Below are 20,764 nucleotides of genomic sequence, written 5' to 3' on the forward strand. Positions count from 1 at the left end.
ATACATCTGCTTTTGTTCTTTGATAAAGCGCGCTTGCTCGCCTATTTTATGCAGTCCATCGGAGTGTTAATGGCTCAATATATCTACACGATGAACAACGTGTCAAAACTTGTTCCGCCTAAGCGCGAGATTCTAAAAAACATCAATTTATCATTTTTCCCTGGTGCCAAAATCGGTGTTTTGGGTATCAATGGTTCAGGTAAATCTACTTTGCTACGTATTATGGCAGGCGTGGATACTGAGTTCAGTGGCGAAGCACGTGCGCAAACAGGAACTAAGATCGGCTATTTGCCACAAGAGCCACAGCTCGATGATAGCAAAGATGTGCGCGGTAATGTCGAAGATGGTATGCGCGAAGCTTTGGATGCGCTCGAGCGTCTAGATGCTATCTATGCCGAATATGCTGAGCCTGATGCTGACTTTGATAAACTGGCTGAAGAGCAAGGCAAGATGGAAGACATCATTCAGTCTTGGGATGCGCATAACCTAAATAACCAGCTAGAAAAAGCCGCTGATGCGCTACGTCTGCCACCATGGGATGCAGATGTCAGCAAACTATCAGGTGGTGAAAAACGTCGTGTAGCTTTGTGCCGTCTGCTACTATCACGCCCTGATATGTTACTACTCGATGAGCCAACCAACCATTTGGACGCTGAGTCCGTGGCTTGGCTTGAGCAGTTCTTGCAGAATTACAGCGGTACTATCGTCGCTATCACCCATGATCGTTATTTCTTAGATAACGTTGCTCAGTGGATATTGGAATTAGATCGTGGCCATGGCTATCCGTATGAAGGTAACTATACCCAGTGGCTTGAGCAAAAAAACACTCGTTTAGAGCAGCAGAATAAGCAAGAAGAGTCATTCGCTAAAGCGCTGAAAAAAGAGCTGGAATGGATTCGTAAAAATCAAAAAGGCCAAACAGCAAAGTCAAAATCTCGTGTGCAACGTTTTGAAGAGCTAAACTCAACGGAGTTTCAAAAGCGTAACGAAACCTCTGAGATTTATATTCCACCTGGTCCACGTCTAGGTAATAAAGTCATCGAAGTCAACGATATCTCCAAGTCATTTGGCGATCGCCTGCTTTATAAAGACTTGAGCTTTAATGTGCCAGCGGGTGCTATCGTTGGTATTATCGGCCCTAATGGCGCAGGCAAGACCACGCTATTTAATATGATTACTGAGCGTGATACGCCAGATACGGGTTCTGTTGATTTGGGCGAAAGCGTCAGCGTTGCTTATGTCGGTCAGGTGCGTGATAACTTAGATGATAAAAAGACTGTATGGGAAGAGATCTCTGACGGTCTAGATATCATCACGGTTGGTGACTATACCACGCCAAGTCGTGCTTACATCGGACGCTTTAACTTCAAAGGCTCAGATCAGCAAAAGCACGTTGGTCAACTGTCTGGTGGTGAGCGTAACCGTCTGCAATTAGCCAAAACGCTAAAGCAAGGCGCGAACGTATTGTTACTTGATGAGCCATCGAACGATTTGGATATTGAGACTTTGCGTGCGCTTGAAGACGCTATTCAAGTCTTCCCAGGTACCGTAATGGTAGTCTCGCATGATCGCTGGTTCTTAGATCGTATTGCCACTCATATCTTAGCTTTTGAAGAGGAAGGCCCGATCTGGTATGACGGTAACTATACTGAATTTGAAGCGTATCGCAAAAAGACCATGGGTGATGATTCAGGTCCAAAACGCGCAAAGTATAAGAAAATTACGAGCTAAACTATCAAACGTATAGCTCAATACACAAAAAGACCGCTAATCTATTAGCGGTCTTTTTGTGTATTGAAAGTCATAAATTAAATAACTACTCTCTAACGCTTATGGCTATCTCTAACGCTTACGCCCAAATTTACGCTGTTTTTTATTGCTAATAGCGGTAATAGCATGAGTAATCTCTTCATCATCGAGGCTGGCGACTTGTTGTAATATTTGCATCATATCAGTGCTCAGCACGTATTTGGCATGATGGGCGATATTATTAATACGCTCATCAAAGATGAGGACACCAGTCTCGCTATCGGTTTGAATATAGTTGAGACGAATGAGCGCATTGACAAAACTAATAAACAAGGAGCGATCAAAGAAGTCGGGAATATCATCAGCATATAATACCGATAGTCGCTGACCTAGCAGATGACACAGATCAATGACCTCTTCTGCCGTTAGATTGCCTGAACCCTGCTGAGCGAGTAGGGCGAGGGTCATGAAGTAACGCTCTAGGCTATGCTCGACAGGCGTTGCCAATACCATTAATTGCTGATAGCTGCTGCTATTAGTCTCAGGAACACCTAAAACGCCATCACCTAACTCGACGATTAGATCATGAGCGATAAGGTTGTCTACCTTCTTGACTAGAATATCCTGTAGACCATGCGCAGAATAATATAAGAATAGCTCACTTTGCAAGAATGGATAGAGCTGCGCGACGATATCATCAAGACGATGACGCTTGATACGACCGTTACGAGCCACTAGTGCGGCTAAGAACGACTGCAAGATAAAGACATGCAAGATATTATTACGGAAGTAACTCAGTAGCGCCGCTTGGCGTCCAATGACCTGAATAATGTCACCTAAGATATGCGGCGTACGCTCAATGAGTTTGAGCTTGATACCATAGTCGATGATCTGCTGCGGCTGCATATCAGTAATGACCGTATCATCATCATACGGCTGCTGGCGCGCGATACTCTGATAAAGAGCGATCTGCTCACGGCAAATCTCTTCATCAAGCGCCGCTTTTGGTGCTGATAAGAGTACTAATGACAGTAGCGATATCGGATTAATAACAGCGGCTTTATTAATATGCTGCATAATCTTGACACCGATATTATCGACCATAGCGGTGGCTTTGTCGTCCAGCGGCGTATCAGTGCGATCCGCAGGTAGACTATCAGCTGGCACATCAAACTTAGTCAAAAAGTCCGTTAAATGCAGCGGCGCCCCAAAGCTGAGATGGACATTACCAAAGATACGCTCAATTTTGCGACTGACTTTGAGTAGACCGACTAATGATTCAGACTCTTTTTGTTTACCTTTGAGCTCACCCACATAAGTCGCGCCTTCCATAATGCGCTCATAACCAATATAAGTTGGAATGAATACCACAGGCTTATTGGTGCGGCGCAGCTGACTGTGTACCGTCATCGCCAGCATACCCATTTTGGGAGGCAATAGACGACCTGAGCGTGAACGACCGCCCTCAACGAAGTATTCAATCGGGGTATTACGCGTGATCAAGGTATGCATATATTCACGTAGCACGGCAGTATATAGGGCGTTACCACGGAAGCTGCGACGGATAAAGAACGCCACTGCACCACGCAATAAGGGCCCTAATACAGGCACATCTAAATTATCGCCTGCTGCTACATAAGGAATGCTGAGTCCGCGCTTATAGATAACATAAGACAATAGTAAATAGTCGACATGACTGCGATGACAGGGTACATAGATAATCTCGTGATCCGCTGCCAGCTCACGTACGCGCTCGAAATGATGCACTTCTACGCCGTCATAAAGCTGCGTCCACAGCCAAGTTAAAAATCGATCAAACACTCTGATGATGGGATAAGAGTAGTCGTTTACCATCTCGTTAGCATAGCCTTTGGCAAGGCTACGTGCCTCGCGGGTACTAACACCCGTCTCATTAGCCTCGCTCTCTATCGCGTGTCTGATAGCAGGGGAGTAGATCAGCTTATCGACTAGATTACGTTTGTCTGATAAGTCAGGACCGAGCATGCTGGCGCGCTGCTTATCGAGATAAATATTGAGCTGCTGCTGCATAGTACGTACCAGCTCGCGATTAGCATCGGCAGCAGGCACTAAAGGATGCGATAGTAAAGGCTGCTCTAATGCATTATTTAAGCTGGCGGTAGTCAGGTCAGTATTAATATCGGTGCCTAGATTAGCACTTATACTAGTATTGGTATCAGTACTAGAATCACGATTTATATCGGAATTGGCATTACTCTCAAAGCTAGTAGCTATAGGACAATCGTCATCATCGTCGTGTAAGCTATTATAGATGACAGCGCGCAGATCTTGTGGCGGATGAAACTGCACAAAAGTATCGCGACCCATAACACCAATATTGAATAGCTGCTTGGTGATACTAGGGTCTGCCCAGTTATCGCTCATCAATAGCTTGAATAGTGAGTCCTCCTTTTCAGGCGCGCGACCCCAGAGAATAGACACAGGTATCAGACGAATCTGCAGATCAGGATACTGCAAAATAGCAGAAATGAGACGTAACAGGCGCGGTGAGACTTGATCGTCTTTAGCGTTTGGATGATGTAAAAATACAATCGCTGCGTTCTCATCTATATGATGAGTTTCATCTTTTACTTCAAATAACGCAGGCGGTAGATTATGCTCTTGAGTTTGCAAATCGATCAATATACTGTTGGAGCGTGAATAGTCTTGCAGTACATAAAAGGTCAGTATATGATCATTAGCATCAAAATCTGGTAGCTCGCCTAATAGTTTTGGCTTGACGGCCACATCAAGCATTTGACCTGATAGCTTACGATAGAGCTGATTAATAGGTGCTTTAGAGTAGGGTTTAGCGACCACTTTTGGATAGGGTAGATTACCATCATCATTAACCTCGTCAGTATGAGCTGAGGAAGTTTCTGAGAGTTCATTTTTGGCGAACTTACTTTTTAGAAAGCTGTTTTTTAGAAAGTCGGGTATCATAATCAGTAGTCAAATTTTATAAATATAATGCGCTTATGATGCCACAAAAGTGGTTAAAGCGATATATAGTATGTATAGCCATTTTAATTTTGTTAGATGAGGACGCGCTTTAATATGACCCCTGCGATTGATCTTGCTAAACAGCTTAAGCTTAACTACCAGCTACATGAATATACTCATGATAGTCATGCAGAGTCTTACGGTTTAGAGGCTGCCCAAAAGCTCGGTGTTGCCGCCGAGCAAGTATTTAAAACCTTAGTGGTGCAAACAGAAACAGCAACGCTAGCTGTCGCTATAGTGCCCGTCAATACCACAGTGAGCTTTAAAAAAATGGCAAAAGCTATCGGCTGTAAAAAGGTGCAAATGGCCGAGCCACAGCAAGTTGAGCGCAGTACAGGCTATATACTCGGTGGCGTCAGCCCATTAGCACAAAAAAAGCGTCTACTGACAATCATAGATAGCTCAGCTCAATCTAAAGCAACCATCTATGTCAGCGCGGGTCGACGCGGGCTTGAGATTGAGCTGCCAGCACAGCAATTAGCCGATACTCTAAACGCTCGTTTTATAGATATTGCCGACAATAGCTAAGATATTTTAGCGAGGTTTAGATAAACCAATCTTTGCTAAATGACTACGTCTTAAACGTACTATAAGGATAAAACCATGCCACATTTGACCATTCAAGCTACGCCAAACGTTATTATTCCTCACGAGGAGTCATTACTTAAAGCCTTAAACCAAGCGCTTTGGGATAGCGGACACTTTAATAATAAAATAGATATCAAAGCACGTTTTTTGCCAGTCACTACATTTTTGGTTGGAGTAGAAGATGATGAGCAGGCGAATGGGTTTGTTTATGCCAGTTTTAGACTGATGATAGGCCGTGATATTACGATACGCAATGAGTTGTCTGAAATACTCATGACGACGCTAGAAGCAGAGCTAGCAACAGAACAATCAGGTCGTACCTCTCTACAAATATGTGTTGAAGTAGGAGAGTTGAGTGAAGTGTATAAGAAAAAAATTCTAGGCAGCTAACCCTAAGTTCTGTGTTTAGTCAGGTTAATAACATCCCTTAATGACTGTGTTACACGCATAAAAAAGCGCCTAAATATAGGCGCTTTTTTATGAATGATCTATTAACTTTTTAATCTTAGTCTAAAAATGCAAAGCTATCGATTTGCATCGACGTCATGCTCTCGCTTGGCGCGACCATACTTTCGGCGTGACCTGAGGTACGCGGTAAGATTTTATCAAAGAAGAATTCTGCCGTTTGAATCTTGGCTTGATAGAACTCTGGCGATTCTGTACCACCATTTTCTAACTTCTTATAAGCGACAGCCGCCATACGCGCCCAATGATAACCCATCATGATATAACCTGAGTACATCAAAAAGTCATCTGACGCCGCTGAGATAATTTCACGATCTTTACGGGCGATCAGCATCAAGCGTACCGTTAGCGTATTCCACTCAGCACACAGTTTAGTCAATGCCCAGACAAACTTACGCATGTCTTTATCAAGCGCATATTCGCCACACCATCTAATAATCGTTGAAGTATAGTCGCGGATAATCTTACCTTTAGACTGCAAAATCACTTTACGACCTAGCAAGTCCAGCGCTTGAATACCCGTTGTGCCTTCATACATCGTTGCGATACGTGCATCACGAGCGATCAGCTCCATACCCCACTCTTTGATATAGCCGTGACCACCATAAATCTGCTGACCATGTTTGGCCGCTTCAATACCTAGCTCAGTCAAGAAGCCTTTCAAGATAGGCGTATAAAAGCCTAGCTTGTCATCCCACTTTTCGAACTCTTCGTCATCACCATTAGCGATACCTTGCGCCATCTTATCTGCGTAGCGAGCTGAATGATAAATCATTGAGCGACCGCCTTCAGCAAAGGCCTTTTGGGTCAATAGCATACGGCGCACATCAGCATGATGAATAATGGCATCAGCGACTTTTTCAGGGTCTTTAACCCCTGATAAGGTGCGCATAGAGCGACGATCTTTGGCATAAGGAAGAGCGTTTTGGAAAGATAGTTCAGTATGTGCAAGACCTTCGATCCCTGTACCGATACGAGCCGTATTCATAAAGGTGAACATCGCTTTTAGGCCTTTATTCGGCTCGCCAATCAGATAACCCACTGCTTCATCAAAGTTCAACACGCAAGTCGCCGATGAGCTAATACCCATCTTATGCTCGATAGAGCCACAAGTCACACCATTGCGCTCGCCAATCTCACCCTCAGAGTTCGGCAAGAATTTTGGTACGATAAATAATGAGATACCGCGGGTACCTTCTGGCGCATTTGGCAGGCGCGCAAGAACAATATGAATGATGTTTTCGGTTAAGTCATGCTCACCGCTTGAGATAAAGATTTTAGTACCTGATAATTTGTAAGAATCATCCTCTTGTGGAATGGCTTTTGACTTAACTTGACCCAAATCTGTACCACAATGAGGCTCAGTCAGACACATAGTACCTGCCCATGAGCCATCTACTAATTTATGTAAGTAGGTCTGCTTTTGCTCTTCAGTACCGTACTGCATCAAGGTATTGATACAACCTGTTGATAGACCTGGATACATCGACCAAGGCCAGTTCGCCGTGCCGATCATCTCAGACTTAATCAAGTTGAGTGACATTGGCAGATTCATACCACCGTACTCTTCAGGATATGAGATACCTTGCCAGCCACCCTCAACGAACTGAGTATAAGCTTCTTTAAAGCCTTTAGGCGTCGTTACTACACCATCTTTAAAGTGACAGCCTTCTTCATCAGCAGGCTGATAGATGGGCGCTAAGACATTTTCAGAAAAATCAGCCATACCTTGCAAGATCATATCGACCGTTTCAGGATCAGCATTTTCACCATTATCTAAGGTTTTGTAATGGCTTTGAAAGTCAAAAACGTCATTCATCAGAAACTTGATATCACGTAAAGGTGCTTTGTAAGTTAACATAGTCAGTCTCGCAATTTCGTTGATTAGCAATAAGAAGTTAGCAATAAGTTGATTATTAGTAAAGGTAATCCTTGCTAAGTATGTAAAGTAAAACGTATCTAAGGTAAAGCGGTTAAAGTTTGTCTAGTTTTTTAACCAATGTTGTCATCAGTATAAGCTTTATAAAATAATAAATATATAATACATAACTAATATTCATATCAAAGATAACAACTCATTACATTAAATTATATAAAAACTTTATCGTTATAATTTTCAATGGTTTAAGTGGCTTGTTATCGATTTATAAAAGCAGCTAAAGGACAAAAATCACATGAGTTTGATTAAGCAACTAGTATCTTTGAAATGCTGGGTTCAAAAAATACTTAGTTATGCTTTTTATCAGAGCAATCAGCTCATAAAAGGTGAATTGGCGCATTTATTGAACGTCAATAAAAGTCAAAGGCCGTGGCATCTGCCGATAGTTACGGCCGTATCGATTAGCTTTCCGATATTCGTTGGCGTGTATTTTGGCGCATTGGCTGCAGGCATCAAAGCCTCATTGGGCGCTATGATTATCCTAAACTTGCCACTGATTGGCTCATTGCCGCATCGACTGATGACGATCATAGCTTGGGGCTTTGCGATGTCGATGAGTTTTGCATTGGGAGCGATAGCGCAGCAATTACCCTACCTTCGGTTGCCCGTATTTGCCTTAATAGCCTTTGCCGTGATTGTGTTCGGGCGCTATTATCGTCAGCCACCACCTGCTGGGCTATTTATTATGATGGCAGGTGCTATCGCTTTGTTCATCCCTATACCACTAGATCAAGTCATGCTCGCGACAGGACTGGTCATGTTCGGTAGTATTTTCTCTACATTCATGGCGCTGCTGTACACATTGTTCTTATTGACAACGCGGTCATCTCAGCCTGTTATCGACTATAGCTATGAGCCAGATACGTTGAGCGAGAGCTTCATTGTGGCAGGGTTTGTGAGTTTAACGTTATTAATAGCGATAGTATTTAACATGACCAATCCTTATTGGGCGGCGGTCAGTTGCTTTATTATTATTCAAGGTATTCATCTGCGCACGATGTGGATTAAGCAGTTTCATCGTCTGCTAGGGACTTTAATCGGCATAGGATTGGCAGGATGGCTGCTATCATGGCATTCGAGCGGCTGGCAAGTAGCCGTCGCCATACTCGTGATGATGGTCAGTATTGAGACCTTGATAGATCGCCACTATGGACTGGCGGTTATCTTTATCACCCCATTGACGATATTTATTGCTGAATATGGCAGTGGGGCGCTAATAACTGAACCTGTCTATCAGCAAGTGATGCGCGCGCGTTTGCTCGATACGATGCTAGGCTGTCTGCTCGGTATTTTGGGTGGCTGGGTCATGCATTCAACTCAGCTACGTTTGCCATTTCAAAGGCTTGAACGCTGGTTATTGAAACGATTTGGGATAAAAAGCTGACGTTTGATATCAGTTTGCCGATGCTTGCAAAGCAGTCGTTGCGCCATCGACATCCACAGTGTGCCCTGTCCAACGCTCAAAGCTGAGCGCTGCTTGACCAATAAGCATGCCAAAACCATTAGATACTTGCGCACCACGCGCCACAAAATGTTGTAGAAAAGGCAGCTCGCGCCCGTACATCATGTCGTAAACATAACCACTCGTTAAGTCAGCACAGAGCGGCAAAGTATCCCCTGTTAAGCCGATAGAGGTAGCATTGATAATCAAGTCAAAATCACCTGTGAGCTTGGATGTCTCACAACTAGTAATCTTGTGATTGTTGATGACACTACTAGCTGCACTAAGCTCTGAGGCTAAGTCTTGCGCTCGACTTTCGGTACGATTGGCAAGCGTTAACGCGCCGATGCCTGCCTCAATAAGCGGTAGTATCACGCCGCGTGCTGCACCGCCCGCGCCAATAATAGCCACCCGTGCATCAGTCAGTGGCCACCCTAGGCGAATCATATGATTGACCAACCCTTGACCATCAGTATTATCGCCATATAGGGCACTGTCTTTTATCAAGATCGTATTAACCGCGCCTGCTACTTTGGCATGCTCTGATAGACTGCCCTGTGCCTGACATTGGGCATAAGCGACTTGCTTAAAGGGTACAGTCACATTTGCACCAACACCGCCACCATTAAAAAAAGCCTCAACCACTGCTTGAAAGCTTTGGGCATCATCAGGACAATATTGACGCTGATAAGAGATAGTAAGCCCGCTTTGGCTGGCAAACAATTGATGAATAGCAGGTGATTTGCTGTGAGCGATAGGGTTGCCAATTACGATAAAATGCTGGGTCGGATTAAGGGTATGTTGAGTCATGGGCGCTGAATTACCTGTACTTTATTGTGAATAATGAATGTAGATAGTTGCTGTTTATTTCCAATCAAAGTATTTGTAACTGAAATCTAGCTATATAAGCTAATAGAAAGCTGGCAAACAGCTAAATAACAAATATCTCTTAGCGGTGATTGTTATCTGTAACCTAAGGGCTAGTCAAGGCAGGAGCAGTTGGGTAAACTGTGAGGACAGCTATTTCCTGTTGTTTAGCTTTATAACTGAATAACTAAATTTTATAGTGAAACTCTACCTACTAACGTTGGCGTATAACTTGCATCAATGTTAGTCTTGATAAGGTATAGCTTATAAGCGTTATCATACAGCACGCTGCTTTTTTTAACATCAGTAGTGTCTACTTTTGAATCATCAACATCATCTAATACTATTTTATAATTCATTCAAGAAGTGTGAGTAAATTGCCCATGTGGAAGACTACCTTACAGACAACGATGATCGGTACGACTCTAGCTGCTGGCCTAGCCTTGAGTGCCTGCGGGACGGATAAGCAGAGCACTGTTGAAGAGGTCGCCTCTACTATCAGCACTGATACGCCTGAGTCTCAAGAAAGCGCAACACCTACAGCGGATAGCGACATGGATGGCGCAGTCTCTGAGCAAGGTGTGCCCGTTACCTATGACTTGGCGACATGGAGCAAAGATACGGTCGAGCCTGTTAAAATCGATGCGCTAGATAATATCAACGCCACTTTTGGCAAAGTCATTAGCACGGATGAGAATAGTCTAGACTATGCCAGTAACCCTGCTACTAAATACCGCTTTATGACTACCAAAGCGCCTTATTTGGATGTGATTGACTCACAGAAATACTTAGAGCTGGGCTGGTATTATGCCAATCCTACGGACTCTGCTGAGGAAAAAGAGCAGAGTAAATCTCATGCCAAAAAAGCTTATCAAGTCTCTCGCCAGCTGATGGGTGAGGAAGGTGGTAAAGTGCTTGCTGATATGCTTAATGGTCAGATTATCAAGAATCAGAATATAGGCGGTCAAAAGATAGAGCTGGCAAAATGCGAGTTTTATAGCTGTATGCTGATACTCAATAAGTCAGCAGCGAGCACTTAAGCCATTCTATGATGTCAAATAAAGCCCAATGGTTAGCCCTGCACTCGCAGGAAAGTGCTGATCAGACTGCATTGACGCCTGCCGCTTCGATGATAGGCAATCGTGGCATGGCTTATGGCGATGGGTTTTTTACCACAATGGCGGTGCTGGGTGGCGTAGTATTATGGTCAGCGTATCATCGTCAACGACTAGTATCTCATGCGCAAGCGTTACAGCTGGATATCGATATCGACAAGATATTGACTGAGATACGAGCGCAGGCTGAGCAGCTAGAGCAAGGCATAATAAAGCTTATTATCACCCGTGCCGAGCAGCCCGTTCGTGGCTATGGCTTCTGTGCTGATACGACAGGTCGCGCTTGTGAGGTCTGGCTAAAGACAACTGCGATGTTTATCGAGACTCCTAGGCAGCTGCCCCTATTAAATGGGAATAAAGTATCTGTCCAGCCTGCTATCAGCGCTATTTGTCTAACCTCACAGTTGGCTTGTCTGCCGCCGACATTGGCAGGTCTAAAAAGTCTAAATCGACTCGACAATGTGCTGGCAAGTGGCGAGCTACAAAGTATCAATACGCAAAGTACTCAAAATGCTCAGTTAGATTCAGCTAGTCATCAATATGGAGAGGGTTTAGTTCGTGATATGAGTGGTGCTTGGGTTGAGGGCACGATGAGTAATGTCTTTTATCAGTTGGATAATACAGTCGATAGCAAAGCGACAGCTTCTCTAAATACCAATACTGTCAATGATTCAGAACTTTCAGACTATCTCACAAAGTCTCAATGGTACACGCCAGCAATGGATCAGTCGGGTGTAAAAGGGGTCATGCGCCAAGTTATTATAGATTCGCTAGCAGTGTCTGATAAGCCAGTTATCATGCGCTCATTAACGGATGATGATTTGCCTCATTTATCAAAGCTGTTCTTTTGTAATGCGGTACGCGGAGTAATGCCAGCGTCGGCGCTTACTTTGTTAGATGGGGAAGTGGTTCATTTTTGATCACTTTTTATTTATCTTCTGCTTGGCCTAATAAATAATAAATTCAGTATCCATCATATCATCATAATTCAACTCAATATCTTCATTTCTATACTTCTCCTTTGCTTTTAAAATTGCCGCTGAGTCATCCTCAGCAACTATCTCAACAACTCGACTCATGGTTTCAATTATTTCTATTTGATAAGTCTTCGACTCTTTCTGATTTGTCATAACTATCTTTCCTTTTAAAACCGTATAAAGTGGCTCTAGCTTTTGTAAGGTGCATTCCATTCACCGATTTTTATTCGTAGCTTAAATACTGGTGCATGAAATGCGCCCTACATTTATTTTAATTCTCGCGGATGATATTCCTTGTTCAAGGTCACTTAGCCTATCAAATGAATTTAAAAGAAGTGATCGTCTTTTGTTAATACCGCTTGTATCAGGCTGTAATCTGATCAATGATCGCCTTTTAAATAACGAAGTTAAAAGGGGAGAGTTAAATGCGCTCAGTTTATGAAGACAAAAGAATTCCATTACAAATTCGTCATTTGTTAATTTTCCTTAACATATGTAGAAAAGCTAAAAACAATCCTAATCAAATTATTTATTTATCAGGTTATTCAAAGTTAGCGTTTAGTGTTCAGTATTTACAAGGGAGTAGACGGTACATCGCTTACGGTGGTGTATTTGAATATGCACATACACGTGCGCAGGTCGTAAAACAAGGAGTGAATAAGTTACCTCATGATGAGTATGTAATGTGCGCTATTACTGTCAAAAAGCAAGCTTTTACTAAAGCAGTTCGTACACCGTTCGAATTACTAATTAATTGGAATAAATGTGTAAAAAACAGAGCATATAAATGTGTTGATGATCATATGGAAAGCTTTTTTAAAGTAAATGATGAGCTAGAAATGGATTATCTTCCTCATAAATATGACAGACGCTTAGTGGCAGCCACAGATTTGCCACTTTGGAAGAATGGAAACGCTTAACGTAACTTCTGATAACGACCACATCCCAAAAATTCAATAATGCCTTTATCGCGTAGTATTTGGAGCTGTTGGCGGATTTTGTCTTGAATATGATTATTGTCAGGATGTTTAAGCTTTAGTTCCTCTGCAAAAGCATAAACTTGTTTCAAATTAAATTTTTCATCAAGCTTATCGATGCACTGCCAAACATCTAACGTCCAACCACGAGCAAGATTGCTTTGTTTACGCAAAAATAGCGTTTGCTTAAATTGCTGAGTTACTTTATCACGAGGCATAACGGTTTGGTTTTTGACCAAAAATACTTTGCCAGCTTCAGGCACTTGGCGTAAGTCAATATTACAATCGACCCACCCTGCGCGGCGAGCTGTAGCCGATAATGGCTTACGCTTAATAATAATAGTTGCGGTAAAAAAGTGCTTTGGAATAATTAAGAAATTATTAACAGCAAGCTCTTTGGAATAAGTCAAAAAAAAGAAGCTCGGATTATTATCACTGGCAATGCGTTCAAGCATCGTGTCATAAGCGCCATCATTGATAATATTGCTCAATTTAGCTTTTTTACTTTTTAGCTCAAACTGTTCACTGCAATGGGCACAATAAAAGTCAGCGACAGGTTTATTATTACCGAATTCGGCTAAGGGTTGGCTACTACAGTTCGGACAGTAACCTTGCTCTGCGACCCAATTTTCACTTAGGACGCGGATAATTTGGCTAGGTGAGCGGTAGTCTTTGGCAAGCTGTTGATTAAAGTTTAAATTCATAAAAAGCGCTTCCTTATTTGATAAAATGAACTTTAAATCTTAAGTTAGAGGCTATACTAAATAAATTACATTGAAAACCAACCATTTCAGTGCTAAATTCTAGCAAACCTTTGCCTCGCGAGTTGCCATGAGCAAGCCGACATCTGATCTACCGTCCAATAAGCCTGATGAACCTATCAAAAATGACGACGCTATAACGAATACTAGTAGCGATAACAACGCTGCGTCTTCTATAAACGTAGAGTCTGTCGATGCGAACACTAACGTTAGTAGTACCACTACAACGTCGAGCCGAGACGATAAGCCTGTAAAAGTGCCAGCGGATAGCGCTGTAGAAGAACCAGCACCAGTGACCGATATTTCGCTCATCAGTCAGCAGAATAAGCCACGCAAATACAAAAAAGACAATCAATCGTTCTTTATGCAGCGCGGTTATCAGATACTGCTGGTGCTAGGACTTATTGCTGCTTTTTTATTGGTGATGGTTTATCAGACTCTGTTCGGTCGTATTGAGCAGCCCGAACAAAAAGTGACGATAGAGGCGGGTGATACTTATTATGGTCTATTGCCACAGTGGCAACAGCAGATTCCGCTATTCTCCGCGAGCATTGCCAAGTTCTATATCAAATCCCAAGTCGATGCGCCACTGCATGCCGGTATCTATCAGCTGCCTGAGAATCCAACAATCGCCGAAGCCTTGCAAGTATTAGGACAAGGCGCAAAAGTGGCGATGGTAAAGGTGCAGATTATCGAAGGCAAAACTTCAAAAGACTTATATCAGAACTTGCGGGACAATCCAGGCATAACTAAAGAGATTCTCACCGCAGATGCGGATAACAAGAGCATCGCTGAGGCGCTAGACTTAGTCGGTATCTTGCCTGACTCAGTGATCAATAGCGATGACCCTATCGTCAGCTATAACTTGGAGGGCTGGTTTACCCCTGATACTTACTATTATGGTGAAGGTGCAACCGACAGGCAAGTATTGACCGACCTCTATAAGCGTCAGCAGCAAGCACTGACGGCAGCGTGGGAGAACCGTGCGCCAGATCTACCGTATAGCAGTCCTTATGAAGCGCTAGTGATGGCATCTATTATCGAAAAAGAAACCAGCGTGGCAAGCGAGCGTCCGTTGGTATCAGCAGTGTTCAATAACCGTTTGAACAAAAGCATGCGCATGCAGACTGATCCGACTATTATTTATGGTATGGGCAGTCGCTACGATGGTAATATTCGCCGCAAAGATATCGATGAAAAGACAGGTTATAACACCTATCAGATCGACGGCTTGCCACCGACGCCTATTGCGCTGCCCTCAGCAGCTTCTATTGAAGCGACTTTACATCCTGCTGACTCTGAGGCCTTGTACTTCGTAGCGACAGGCACGGGCGGACATAAATTTACCAACAGTTTGGCGGATCATAATAGAGCGGTGCAGGCGTATCTAAAAGTGATGCGTGAGAAAAAATCTCAAATTGCGCCTACGCAGCTTACTGAATAGTAGAGTTGAATAGACCTTATCTCTTTTATACCTTTAGCTGACTACTGCCAAAATAGGCGCAGTGAGTCAGCTATTTTTTAACTATACGTACCATAATGCTATACGTACCATAAATAAGGCTTACGCATGTCAGCAGCTACAGTTATCCACTCAACGACAATGACTGCTAGTAATGAGCTCAAAAGCGCGTCCGAACTGGGACGCTTTATTAGCTTTGAGGGTACCGAAGGCGTCGGTAAAACCACTGCCATTGAAGCCTTGTGTGCACGCTTGCAAGACAATGGCATTGACTATCTGCGCACTCGTGAGCCAGGTGGCAGCCCGTTTGCTGAGCGTCTGCGCTCTATATTGCTCGATCCTGCCACTAGCATCGATGATGATACGGAGTTATTGCTTTTATTTGCAGCGCGTTGTGATCATATGCAACAAGTGATTTTGCCTGCCTTATCACAGGGCACTTGGGTTATCTGTGATCGTTTTACCGACTCAACCATCGCCTATCAAGGTTATGGCCGCGCTCATGGCGATAGCGTAATGCTAACCAAGATTGATACGCTAATAGCGCAGTTTATTCCACAGTTACCTGAGCTGACGTTATGGTTAGACTTGCCAGTGGATGAGGGGATGGCGAGGGCAGGTAAGCGCAGCGTAGCAGATCGTTTTGAGCAGCAGGCGAGCGACTTCTTCATGCGCATATACGAAGGTTTTTCGGCCTTGGCAGATCAGCATCCTGATCGCATACAGCGTATCGATGCCAATGGAAGTAGCGAAGAGGTAAACGTTCGTATTTGGCAAGCGATTGATACTCGTTTTGATTTATCGTAGTCAGTAGCCTTTTAAAAGAAAAATTAAAAAAATCCCAGCTACTGTGAGCTGGGATTTTTGTTTTGACTGACTATTCTGACCTGACTATATTGATCAACAGCTACTTGTCTAGTTCTGACTTATCTGGTTTAGCAGCGTTGTCTTTACTATCTACTTTATCGATACGATCATCGGTATCGGGTAAGCGTTTTGGATCCAATGACCCTTTTTTGGTCTTAGGTGCGCTACCACTACCATTGGCTTTTGACTTTATAACCTCTATAGATTCGGCAGTTGTATTTTTTGGTGTCGCTGAACCATCAACAGCAGGCTTAGATTCTATACTCTGCGCACTCTTTTGTTTAGCAGCATCAGCCTCATTTGCATCAGTAGCAGTTGGCTTAGTAGCTACCGAATCTGTAGATAGCGTTGTTTTGCCAGCATTCAATTTGCTTTGAGAAGAGTTAGCAATAGTATCATCTGCACCCTTAGAGACTATCTGATCTTTGTTATCAGCAGTATCAGTGTCGATATCAGTATTACCAATGGCGATCTCATTATTACTGTTATCATATTCTAGCGCTTTTTCTTTGCGCTTTTCAGGCGCTTTAGAATTGGCCTCAAAATGTGCATCAGCCACTACGCGCGCTTGTTCTTGCTTGGCGGTAACGTCCACAGCTTTTGGCTGCACTTCATCCTCGATGACTAGGGCAATGAGCTTACGATCGCGTGCTACTGTGCCATCGAACTTGTCGGTAATCACATGCAGTTTGCCTTCTTTATCGACAGTATAGAGCGGCACAAATTGCTTATTGTCGGCTTTATATTGCTCAAAGCTATAGCTGTCAGTAATGTTAGTGATCTTAATCTTAGCCTTTCTTGAGATCATACTGGCAAGCTTAGTATAAGTGACGTCTTTGCCAAACATCCACTGGGATGAGAAGTTTGACTGTTTATCATCGCGCTCATTTTTGACTTTCTCTTCACTGAATTTGAGACGATAGAGACTACGCTCACCGAATTCATGACGATAATGAATCTCAGATAAAGTGTTCATTTCGCGATCCATACTCATCGCAAACAGATGACCGATACCGATAAGATCAAGATGATGATCAGCATGATCGGAAATAGGATTACCAAAGTAAGTACGCAGGCCACTCATCCGTGCACCTGCAATGTTAGTGTAGTTGTTGTGCGCCACAATCACATCAAACCCTTGCTCTTTTAGAGAAGTCGCCACCATCAAAGCGACAGGGTTGGAGCCGACGACCAAAATACCGTTGGTCTCAGGCTCACGCACGCCAAGCAAATTACCGACAAACTTTGCCCCTAGACCCTGAATCATGACCGTACCGATAATGACCATAAATACTAGTGGAACTAGCAGCTCAACACCTTGAATATCATACTCTTGCAGGCGGATAGCAAACAGTGAGGAGATGGCAGCAGCAACGATACCACGCGGACCGATCCAGCTAATCATCAGCTTTTCATTAGTGCGCAGGTTTGAGCCGATAGAGGATGCCCAAACGGACAGCGGACGCGCGATAAACATCACGATAGCCAGCAGTACTAATCCTGCAAAGCCCACACTCATCAAGCTTGCCAGCTCAACACGAGCCGCTAGAATAATAAACAATACAGAGATAAGTAGTATAGTTAAGGACTCATTAAACTCTAGAATAGTATCGCGTGGGAATTTTGGCCAGTTAGCTAGCGCCACACCCAGTACGGTAACGGTTAATAGTCCAGACTCATGCTCTAAGTGGTTAGAGATTGAGAAGAGCAAAAGAACATAGGCAAGCGTAAACACATTACGCAAAAACTCAGGAATCATATGGCGACGCATCAAGAACGCCAAGAACCAAGCGCCCGCCATACCGATAGCCGTCGCTAAGATGACAATTTTGGCGAACAGTAAAATACTGCTAGCCTCGCCACCAGAGATAATATATTCATAGACCAATACCACCGCAATGGCGCCGATAGGATCAATGATGATACCTTCCCACTTTAGGATATTGGAGATGGTCTTGTTAGGCCGCACACTACGTAGTAGCGGCATGATTACCGTAGGGCCAGTCACACATACCAACGCACCGAACAGCAACGCGATCAGCGGATCGACATCGAATAGTAGATAGGTTGAGAGCGCAACGATGGCGATAGTAATGAGTACCCCAACGGATACCAGCATCTGCACCACAGTACCGTGCTGTTTGATCTCATCGAACTCTAAGGTCAATGAGCCTTCAAATAAAATGATTGCCACCCCTAAAGAGATGAACGGAAACATCAGCTCGCCTAACACCAAGTCAGGGTCAAAAACCCCTAATATAGGACCTGCAATAATACCAATGAGCAATAAAAATAAAATGGACGGTTGCTTTAAGTACCAAGCCAACCATTGTGCCGCGATGCCTATTGCAACTACGCCAGATAGCAGTAGAGCAGTATCCATAAATTGATCCTTTATAAACGTATGCTGTTAGATATTAGCTATATAGTTACCACTATAAATCATCGCTGACGATAATAATGATATAGAGTAGTTAGTAATTAGTAACAATACTCGTGGACAAAAATAGTAATATCTAAAGATAAGTAGTGTTTATAGGTAAAAGAGGCTAATTTAGACATCGACTTGTTAAGAACTATAACTAAAAGCAGCAACATATAACTAATAATATTAGCTCACAAGAAAGCCTGTAAACTTTATATATTGACTTTTGCCGACTATGATAATAATTTTACTTGTTATAATAGCATGATTTTATTTGGCTTGTATTAGACCCTATTTAACCAACGATTATGATCTAATAACTACTCTCTAATAACTATCGCTCAACAACAAGTATCACTCAATAACAAGATAAAAAAGACCGTCTAAGGAATAACCATGCAGACTCAACGCCGCGCCTCTATCATTCGCTGTTGGTTAAGACATAGTGCGTTGGCAATCGCCGTTGCGACTACTATGACTACAGGTATCGGTCTAGCGACGACTACTGTACAAGCGGCTGTGACTACCGCTGACTTCTCAGATTTAGTACAGCAAGTCACACCTGGGGTCGCCCGAGTCAATGTCACTAAGACCGTAAGTGAATCAGAGTTGGCTAAAGCCCAAACCGCTGAGCTACTGCGTCAGTTTTTTGGCAATCGTATAGATATTCCTGAGCAGGCAACCCAGCCTGCTATCGAACACGCTTACGGCACAGGGTTTTTTGTGACGGCGGATGGTTATATGCTGACCAATCACCATGTCATTGAAGGCGCTGACACAATCACAGTGACTCTGAATGATCGCACCGAGCTTGATGCCACCTTGATAGGTAGTGATGAGCGCTCAGATGTGGCGGTGCTAAAAGTCGTTGGCGCCCAACTGCCAGCCCTACCTATTGGCGACTCTAATAGCTTAAAGGTAGGTGAGCCAGTCCTCGCTATCGGCTCGCCGTTTGGCTTTGATTATTCAGCTTCTGCAGGTATCGTCAGTGCCAAATCGCGCAGCTTCTCAAGAGAGACTAGCGTACCCTTTATCCAAACGGATGTCGCGCTAAATCCTGGTAATTCAGGTGGACCACTATTTAACCAGCGCGGTGAAGTCATCGGCATCAATTCGCGCATTTTTAGTGGTACGGGTGGTTATATGGGTTTGTCGTTCTCCATACCGATTGATGCGGCGATGGATATTTATGAGCAGCTCAAAGCCAATGGCGAAGTATCGCGGGCCTATCTTGGTATTTATCCGCAAGATATCGATCGTAATTTGGCCGAAGTGTATAAACTGGAGCGACCGCAAGGCGCACTATTGACTCGGGTATCCCCTGATTCACCTGCCCAAAAAGCAGGGCTTAAAACGGGTGATATTATATTAGAATATAACGACACTAAGATTATGCGCGCCTCAGATTTATTGAATTTAATCAATCGCGCGCGCCCCGATGATGGCTTTAAAGTACAAGTACAGCGCGATGGTAAAGCGTTACTTATCAGCGGCAAGCTGAGCGATGCGCTAACAGATGTACAAGCAGAAGGCAGCGGGCAGCGCGATAATGAGGTGCGTTTAGGACTTAGGTTACGTAATTTGCTCCCTGATGAACAAGCGGAGCTTGAAGATGATAAAGAGGGCGTGCTAGTTACTGCCGCTGATCCAACAGGTCTTGGCGCACGTTCGGGAGTTTTGGCAGGTGATATCATCACGAATTTGCACCAAACCCCAATCACCAAAGCCTCTGACTTTAATGCGGCAATCTCCTCATTACCCGAAAAAGGGGTGGTTACTATTGGCTTAATACGCCAAGGTATTCCGGCAATTATTGGCTTGAGGATTGAGTAGATCATAGACACAACTATTCGAGAATCTTAACTCATTAACCTTGTCTTAACCTGTAATTGATAGATAGCGACCAAATTAAAATATGTTACACTAGCGGACGTTTATAGCAGTATTTTTATTATGCTTTTTATTAAAGGGTCAATAGTAACTATTGATAGCCCAAAAATCAGCGTTGCTTATAGACTAGCATTGTCTATAAGATAGTAATATAAACTTCAAGCAAGGAAAAAATCCTTGCCCACGACCTATCACATGACAGCTTTTACAAAAGCTAGGA

The 20,764-nt window shown here is 43.5% G+C and carries 16 protein-coding genes; 10 read left to right on the forward strand and 6 right to left on the reverse strand.

Features of this window, described 5'->3' with window-relative positions:
* The first annotated feature begins 69 nt into the window (after nucleotides 1-69).
* Nucleotides 70-1,731, forward strand: a complete 1,662-nt coding sequence (ettA, locus tag ACR63T_RS00835) for an energy-dependent translational throttle protein EttA (protein ID WP_305900239.1) — start codon at nucleotides 70-72, stop codon at nucleotides 1,729-1,731.
* A gap of 111 nt (nucleotides 1,732-1,842) precedes the next feature.
* On the opposite strand, the gene plsB is transcribed toward ettA, so the two are convergent.
* Nucleotides 1,843-4,710, reverse strand: coding sequence for a glycerol-3-phosphate 1-O-acyltransferase PlsB (gene plsB, locus ACR63T_RS00840; protein ID WP_472784456.1), 2,868 nt, complete (start codon nucleotides 4,708-4,710; stop codon nucleotides 1,843-1,845).
* 114 nt (nucleotides 4,711-4,824) lie between these two features.
* Between plsB and ybaK the strand changes: the two genes are divergently transcribed.
* Both ybaK and ACR63T_RS00850 read left to right on the forward strand, forming a co-directional pair.
* Entirely contained in the window at nucleotides 4,825-5,298 is a 474-nt protein-coding gene (gene ybaK, locus ACR63T_RS00845) for a Cys-tRNA(Pro) deacylase (RefSeq protein ID WP_305899343.1), read from the forward strand.
* A gap of 75 nt (nucleotides 5,299-5,373) precedes the next feature.
* Nucleotides 5,374-5,748 carry a 5-carboxymethyl-2-hydroxymuconate Delta-isomerase gene (locus tag ACR63T_RS00850; protein WP_472784457.1) on the forward strand — a complete coding sequence of 125 codons (375 nt, stop codon included), beginning with the start codon at nucleotides 5,374-5,376 and terminating at the stop codon, nucleotides 5,746-5,748.
* 115 nt (nucleotides 5,749-5,863) lie between these two features.
* On the opposite strand, the gene ACR63T_RS00855 is transcribed toward ACR63T_RS00850, so the two are convergent.
* Nucleotides 5,864-7,684: an acyl-CoA dehydrogenase C-terminal domain-containing protein gene (locus tag ACR63T_RS00855; RefSeq protein ID WP_305899346.1), complete on the reverse strand. Its 1,821-nt coding sequence runs from the start codon at nucleotides 7,682-7,684 to the stop codon at nucleotides 5,864-5,866.
* Nucleotides 7,685-7,997: 313 nt separating this feature from the next.
* Between ACR63T_RS00855 and ACR63T_RS00860 the strand changes: the two genes are divergently transcribed.
* Nucleotides 7,998-9,146: an FUSC family protein gene (locus tag ACR63T_RS00860; protein WP_472784458.1), complete on the forward strand. Its 1,149-nt coding sequence runs from the start codon at nucleotides 7,998-8,000 to the stop codon at nucleotides 9,144-9,146.
* Between the two features lie 9 nt (nucleotides 9,147-9,155).
* Here ACR63T_RS00860 and aroE read toward each other — a convergent pair whose 3' ends face one another.
* On the reverse strand, nucleotides 9,156-10,013 hold the full coding sequence (gene aroE / locus ACR63T_RS00865; RefSeq protein ID WP_472784459.1) for a shikimate dehydrogenase: 858 nt from the start codon (nucleotides 10,011-10,013) through the stop codon (nucleotides 9,156-9,158).
* Between the two features lie 440 nt (nucleotides 10,014-10,453).
* Between aroE and ACR63T_RS00870 the strand changes: the two genes are divergently transcribed.
* Both ACR63T_RS00870 and ACR63T_RS00875 read left to right on the forward strand, forming a co-directional pair.
* Nucleotides 10,454-11,110, forward strand: coding sequence for a hypothetical protein (locus ACR63T_RS00870; RefSeq protein ID WP_472784460.1), 657 nt, complete (start codon nucleotides 10,454-10,456; stop codon nucleotides 11,108-11,110).
* 8 nt (nucleotides 11,111-11,118) lie between these two features.
* Nucleotides 11,119-12,105, forward strand: coding sequence for an aminotransferase class IV (locus tag ACR63T_RS00875; protein WP_472784461.1), 987 nt, complete (start codon nucleotides 11,119-11,121; stop codon nucleotides 12,103-12,105).
* 27 nt (nucleotides 12,106-12,132) lie between these two features.
* Here ACR63T_RS00875 and ACR63T_RS00880 read toward each other — a convergent pair whose 3' ends face one another.
* Nucleotides 12,133-12,315, reverse strand: coding sequence for a DpnD/PcfM family protein (locus tag ACR63T_RS00880; RefSeq protein ID WP_472784462.1), 183 nt, complete (start codon nucleotides 12,313-12,315; stop codon nucleotides 12,133-12,135).
* A gap of 272 nt (nucleotides 12,316-12,587) precedes the next feature.
* Between ACR63T_RS00880 and ACR63T_RS00885 the strand changes: the two genes are divergently transcribed.
* Entirely contained in the window at nucleotides 12,588-13,082 is a 495-nt protein-coding gene (locus ACR63T_RS00885) for a hypothetical protein (protein WP_472784463.1), read from the forward strand.
* Here ACR63T_RS00885 and ACR63T_RS00890 read toward each other — a convergent pair.
* Nucleotides 13,079-13,843: a DpnI domain-containing protein gene (locus ACR63T_RS00890; RefSeq protein WP_472784464.1), complete on the reverse strand. Its 765-nt coding sequence runs from the start codon at nucleotides 13,841-13,843 to the stop codon at nucleotides 13,079-13,081. The genes ACR63T_RS00885 and ACR63T_RS00890 overlap by 4 nt on opposite strands.
* A 127-nt stretch (nucleotides 13,844-13,970) precedes the next feature.
* Between ACR63T_RS00890 and mltG the strand changes: the two genes are divergently transcribed.
* Nucleotides 13,971-15,344 (forward strand): endolytic transglycosylase MltG, encoded by a 1,374-nt coding sequence (gene mltG, locus ACR63T_RS00895; RefSeq protein WP_472784465.1) that lies wholly within the window; start codon nucleotides 13,971-13,973, stop codon nucleotides 15,342-15,344.
* Between the two features lie 159 nt (nucleotides 15,345-15,503).
* Complete coding sequence (tmk, locus tag ACR63T_RS00900; RefSeq protein WP_472785205.1) at nucleotides 15,504-16,169, forward strand: dTMP kinase; 666 nt, start codon at nucleotides 15,504-15,506, stop codon at nucleotides 16,167-16,169.
* Nucleotides 16,170-16,269: 100 nt separating this feature from the next.
* Here the strand turns inward: tmk and ACR63T_RS00905 are convergent, their stop codons facing one another.
* A complete protein-coding gene (locus ACR63T_RS00905) occupies nucleotides 16,270-18,612 on the reverse strand; it encodes a cation:proton antiporter (RefSeq protein WP_472784466.1) in 2,343 nt (780 codons plus the stop codon).
* Between the two features lie 516 nt (nucleotides 18,613-19,128).
* Between ACR63T_RS00905 and ACR63T_RS00910 the strand changes: the two genes are divergently transcribed.
* On the forward strand, nucleotides 19,129-20,487 hold the full coding sequence (locus ACR63T_RS00910) for a Do family serine endopeptidase (protein ID WP_472785206.1): 1,359 nt from the start codon (nucleotides 19,129-19,131) through the stop codon (nucleotides 20,485-20,487).
* Nucleotides 20,488-20,764: the final 277 nt, after the last annotated feature.

This window comes from Psychrobacter sp. M17(2026) (assembly GCF_055699815.1).

Bases quoted from the DNA above. Each gene is read 5' to 3' on its own strand.
- ettA (WP_305900239.1), top strand. From the start codon at position 70: ATGGCTCAATATATCTACACGATGAACAACGTGTCAAAACTTGTTCCG.
- plsB (WP_472784456.1), bottom strand. From the start codon at position 4,710: ATGATACCCGACTTTCTAAAAAACAGCTTTCTAAAAAGTAAGTTCGCC.
- ybaK (WP_305899343.1), top strand. From the start codon at position 4,825: ATGACCCCTGCGATTGATCTTGCTAAACAGCTTAAGCTTAACTACCAG.
- ACR63T_RS00850 (WP_472784457.1), top strand. From the start codon at position 5,374: ATGCCACATTTGACCATTCAAGCTACGCCAAACGTTATTATTCCTCAC.
- ACR63T_RS00855 (WP_305899346.1), bottom strand. From the start codon at position 7,684: ATGTTAACTTACAAAGCACCTTTACGTGATATCAAGTTTCTGATGAAT.
- ACR63T_RS00860 (WP_472784458.1), top strand. From the start codon at position 7,998: ATGAGTTTGATTAAGCAACTAGTATCTTTGAAATGCTGGGTTCAAAAA.
- aroE (WP_472784459.1), bottom strand. From the start codon at position 10,013: ATGACTCAACATACCCTTAATCCGACCCAGCATTTTATCGTAATTGGC.
- ACR63T_RS00870 (WP_472784460.1), top strand. From the start codon at position 10,454: ATGTGGAAGACTACCTTACAGACAACGATGATCGGTACGACTCTAGCT.
- ACR63T_RS00875 (WP_472784461.1), top strand. From the start codon at position 11,119: ATGATGTCAAATAAAGCCCAATGGTTAGCCCTGCACTCGCAGGAAAGT.
- ACR63T_RS00880 (WP_472784462.1), bottom strand. From the start codon at position 12,315: ATGACAAATCAGAAAGAGTCGAAGACTTATCAAATAGAAATAATTGAA.
- ACR63T_RS00885 (WP_472784463.1), top strand. From the start codon at position 12,588: ATGCGCTCAGTTTATGAAGACAAAAGAATTCCATTACAAATTCGTCAT.
- ACR63T_RS00890 (WP_472784464.1), bottom strand. From the start codon at position 13,843: ATGAATTTAAACTTTAATCAACAGCTTGCCAAAGACTACCGCTCACCT.
- mltG (WP_472784465.1), top strand. From the start codon at position 13,971: ATGAGCAAGCCGACATCTGATCTACCGTCCAATAAGCCTGATGAACCT.
- tmk (WP_472785205.1), top strand. From the start codon at position 15,504: ATGACTGCTAGTAATGAGCTCAAAAGCGCGTCCGAACTGGGACGCTTT.
- ACR63T_RS00905 (WP_472784466.1), bottom strand. From the start codon at position 18,612: ATGGATACTGCTCTACTGCTATCTGGCGTAGTTGCAATAGGCATCGCG.
- ACR63T_RS00910 (WP_472785206.1), top strand. From the start codon at position 19,129: ATGACTACAGGTATCGGTCTAGCGACGACTACTGTACAAGCGGCTGTG.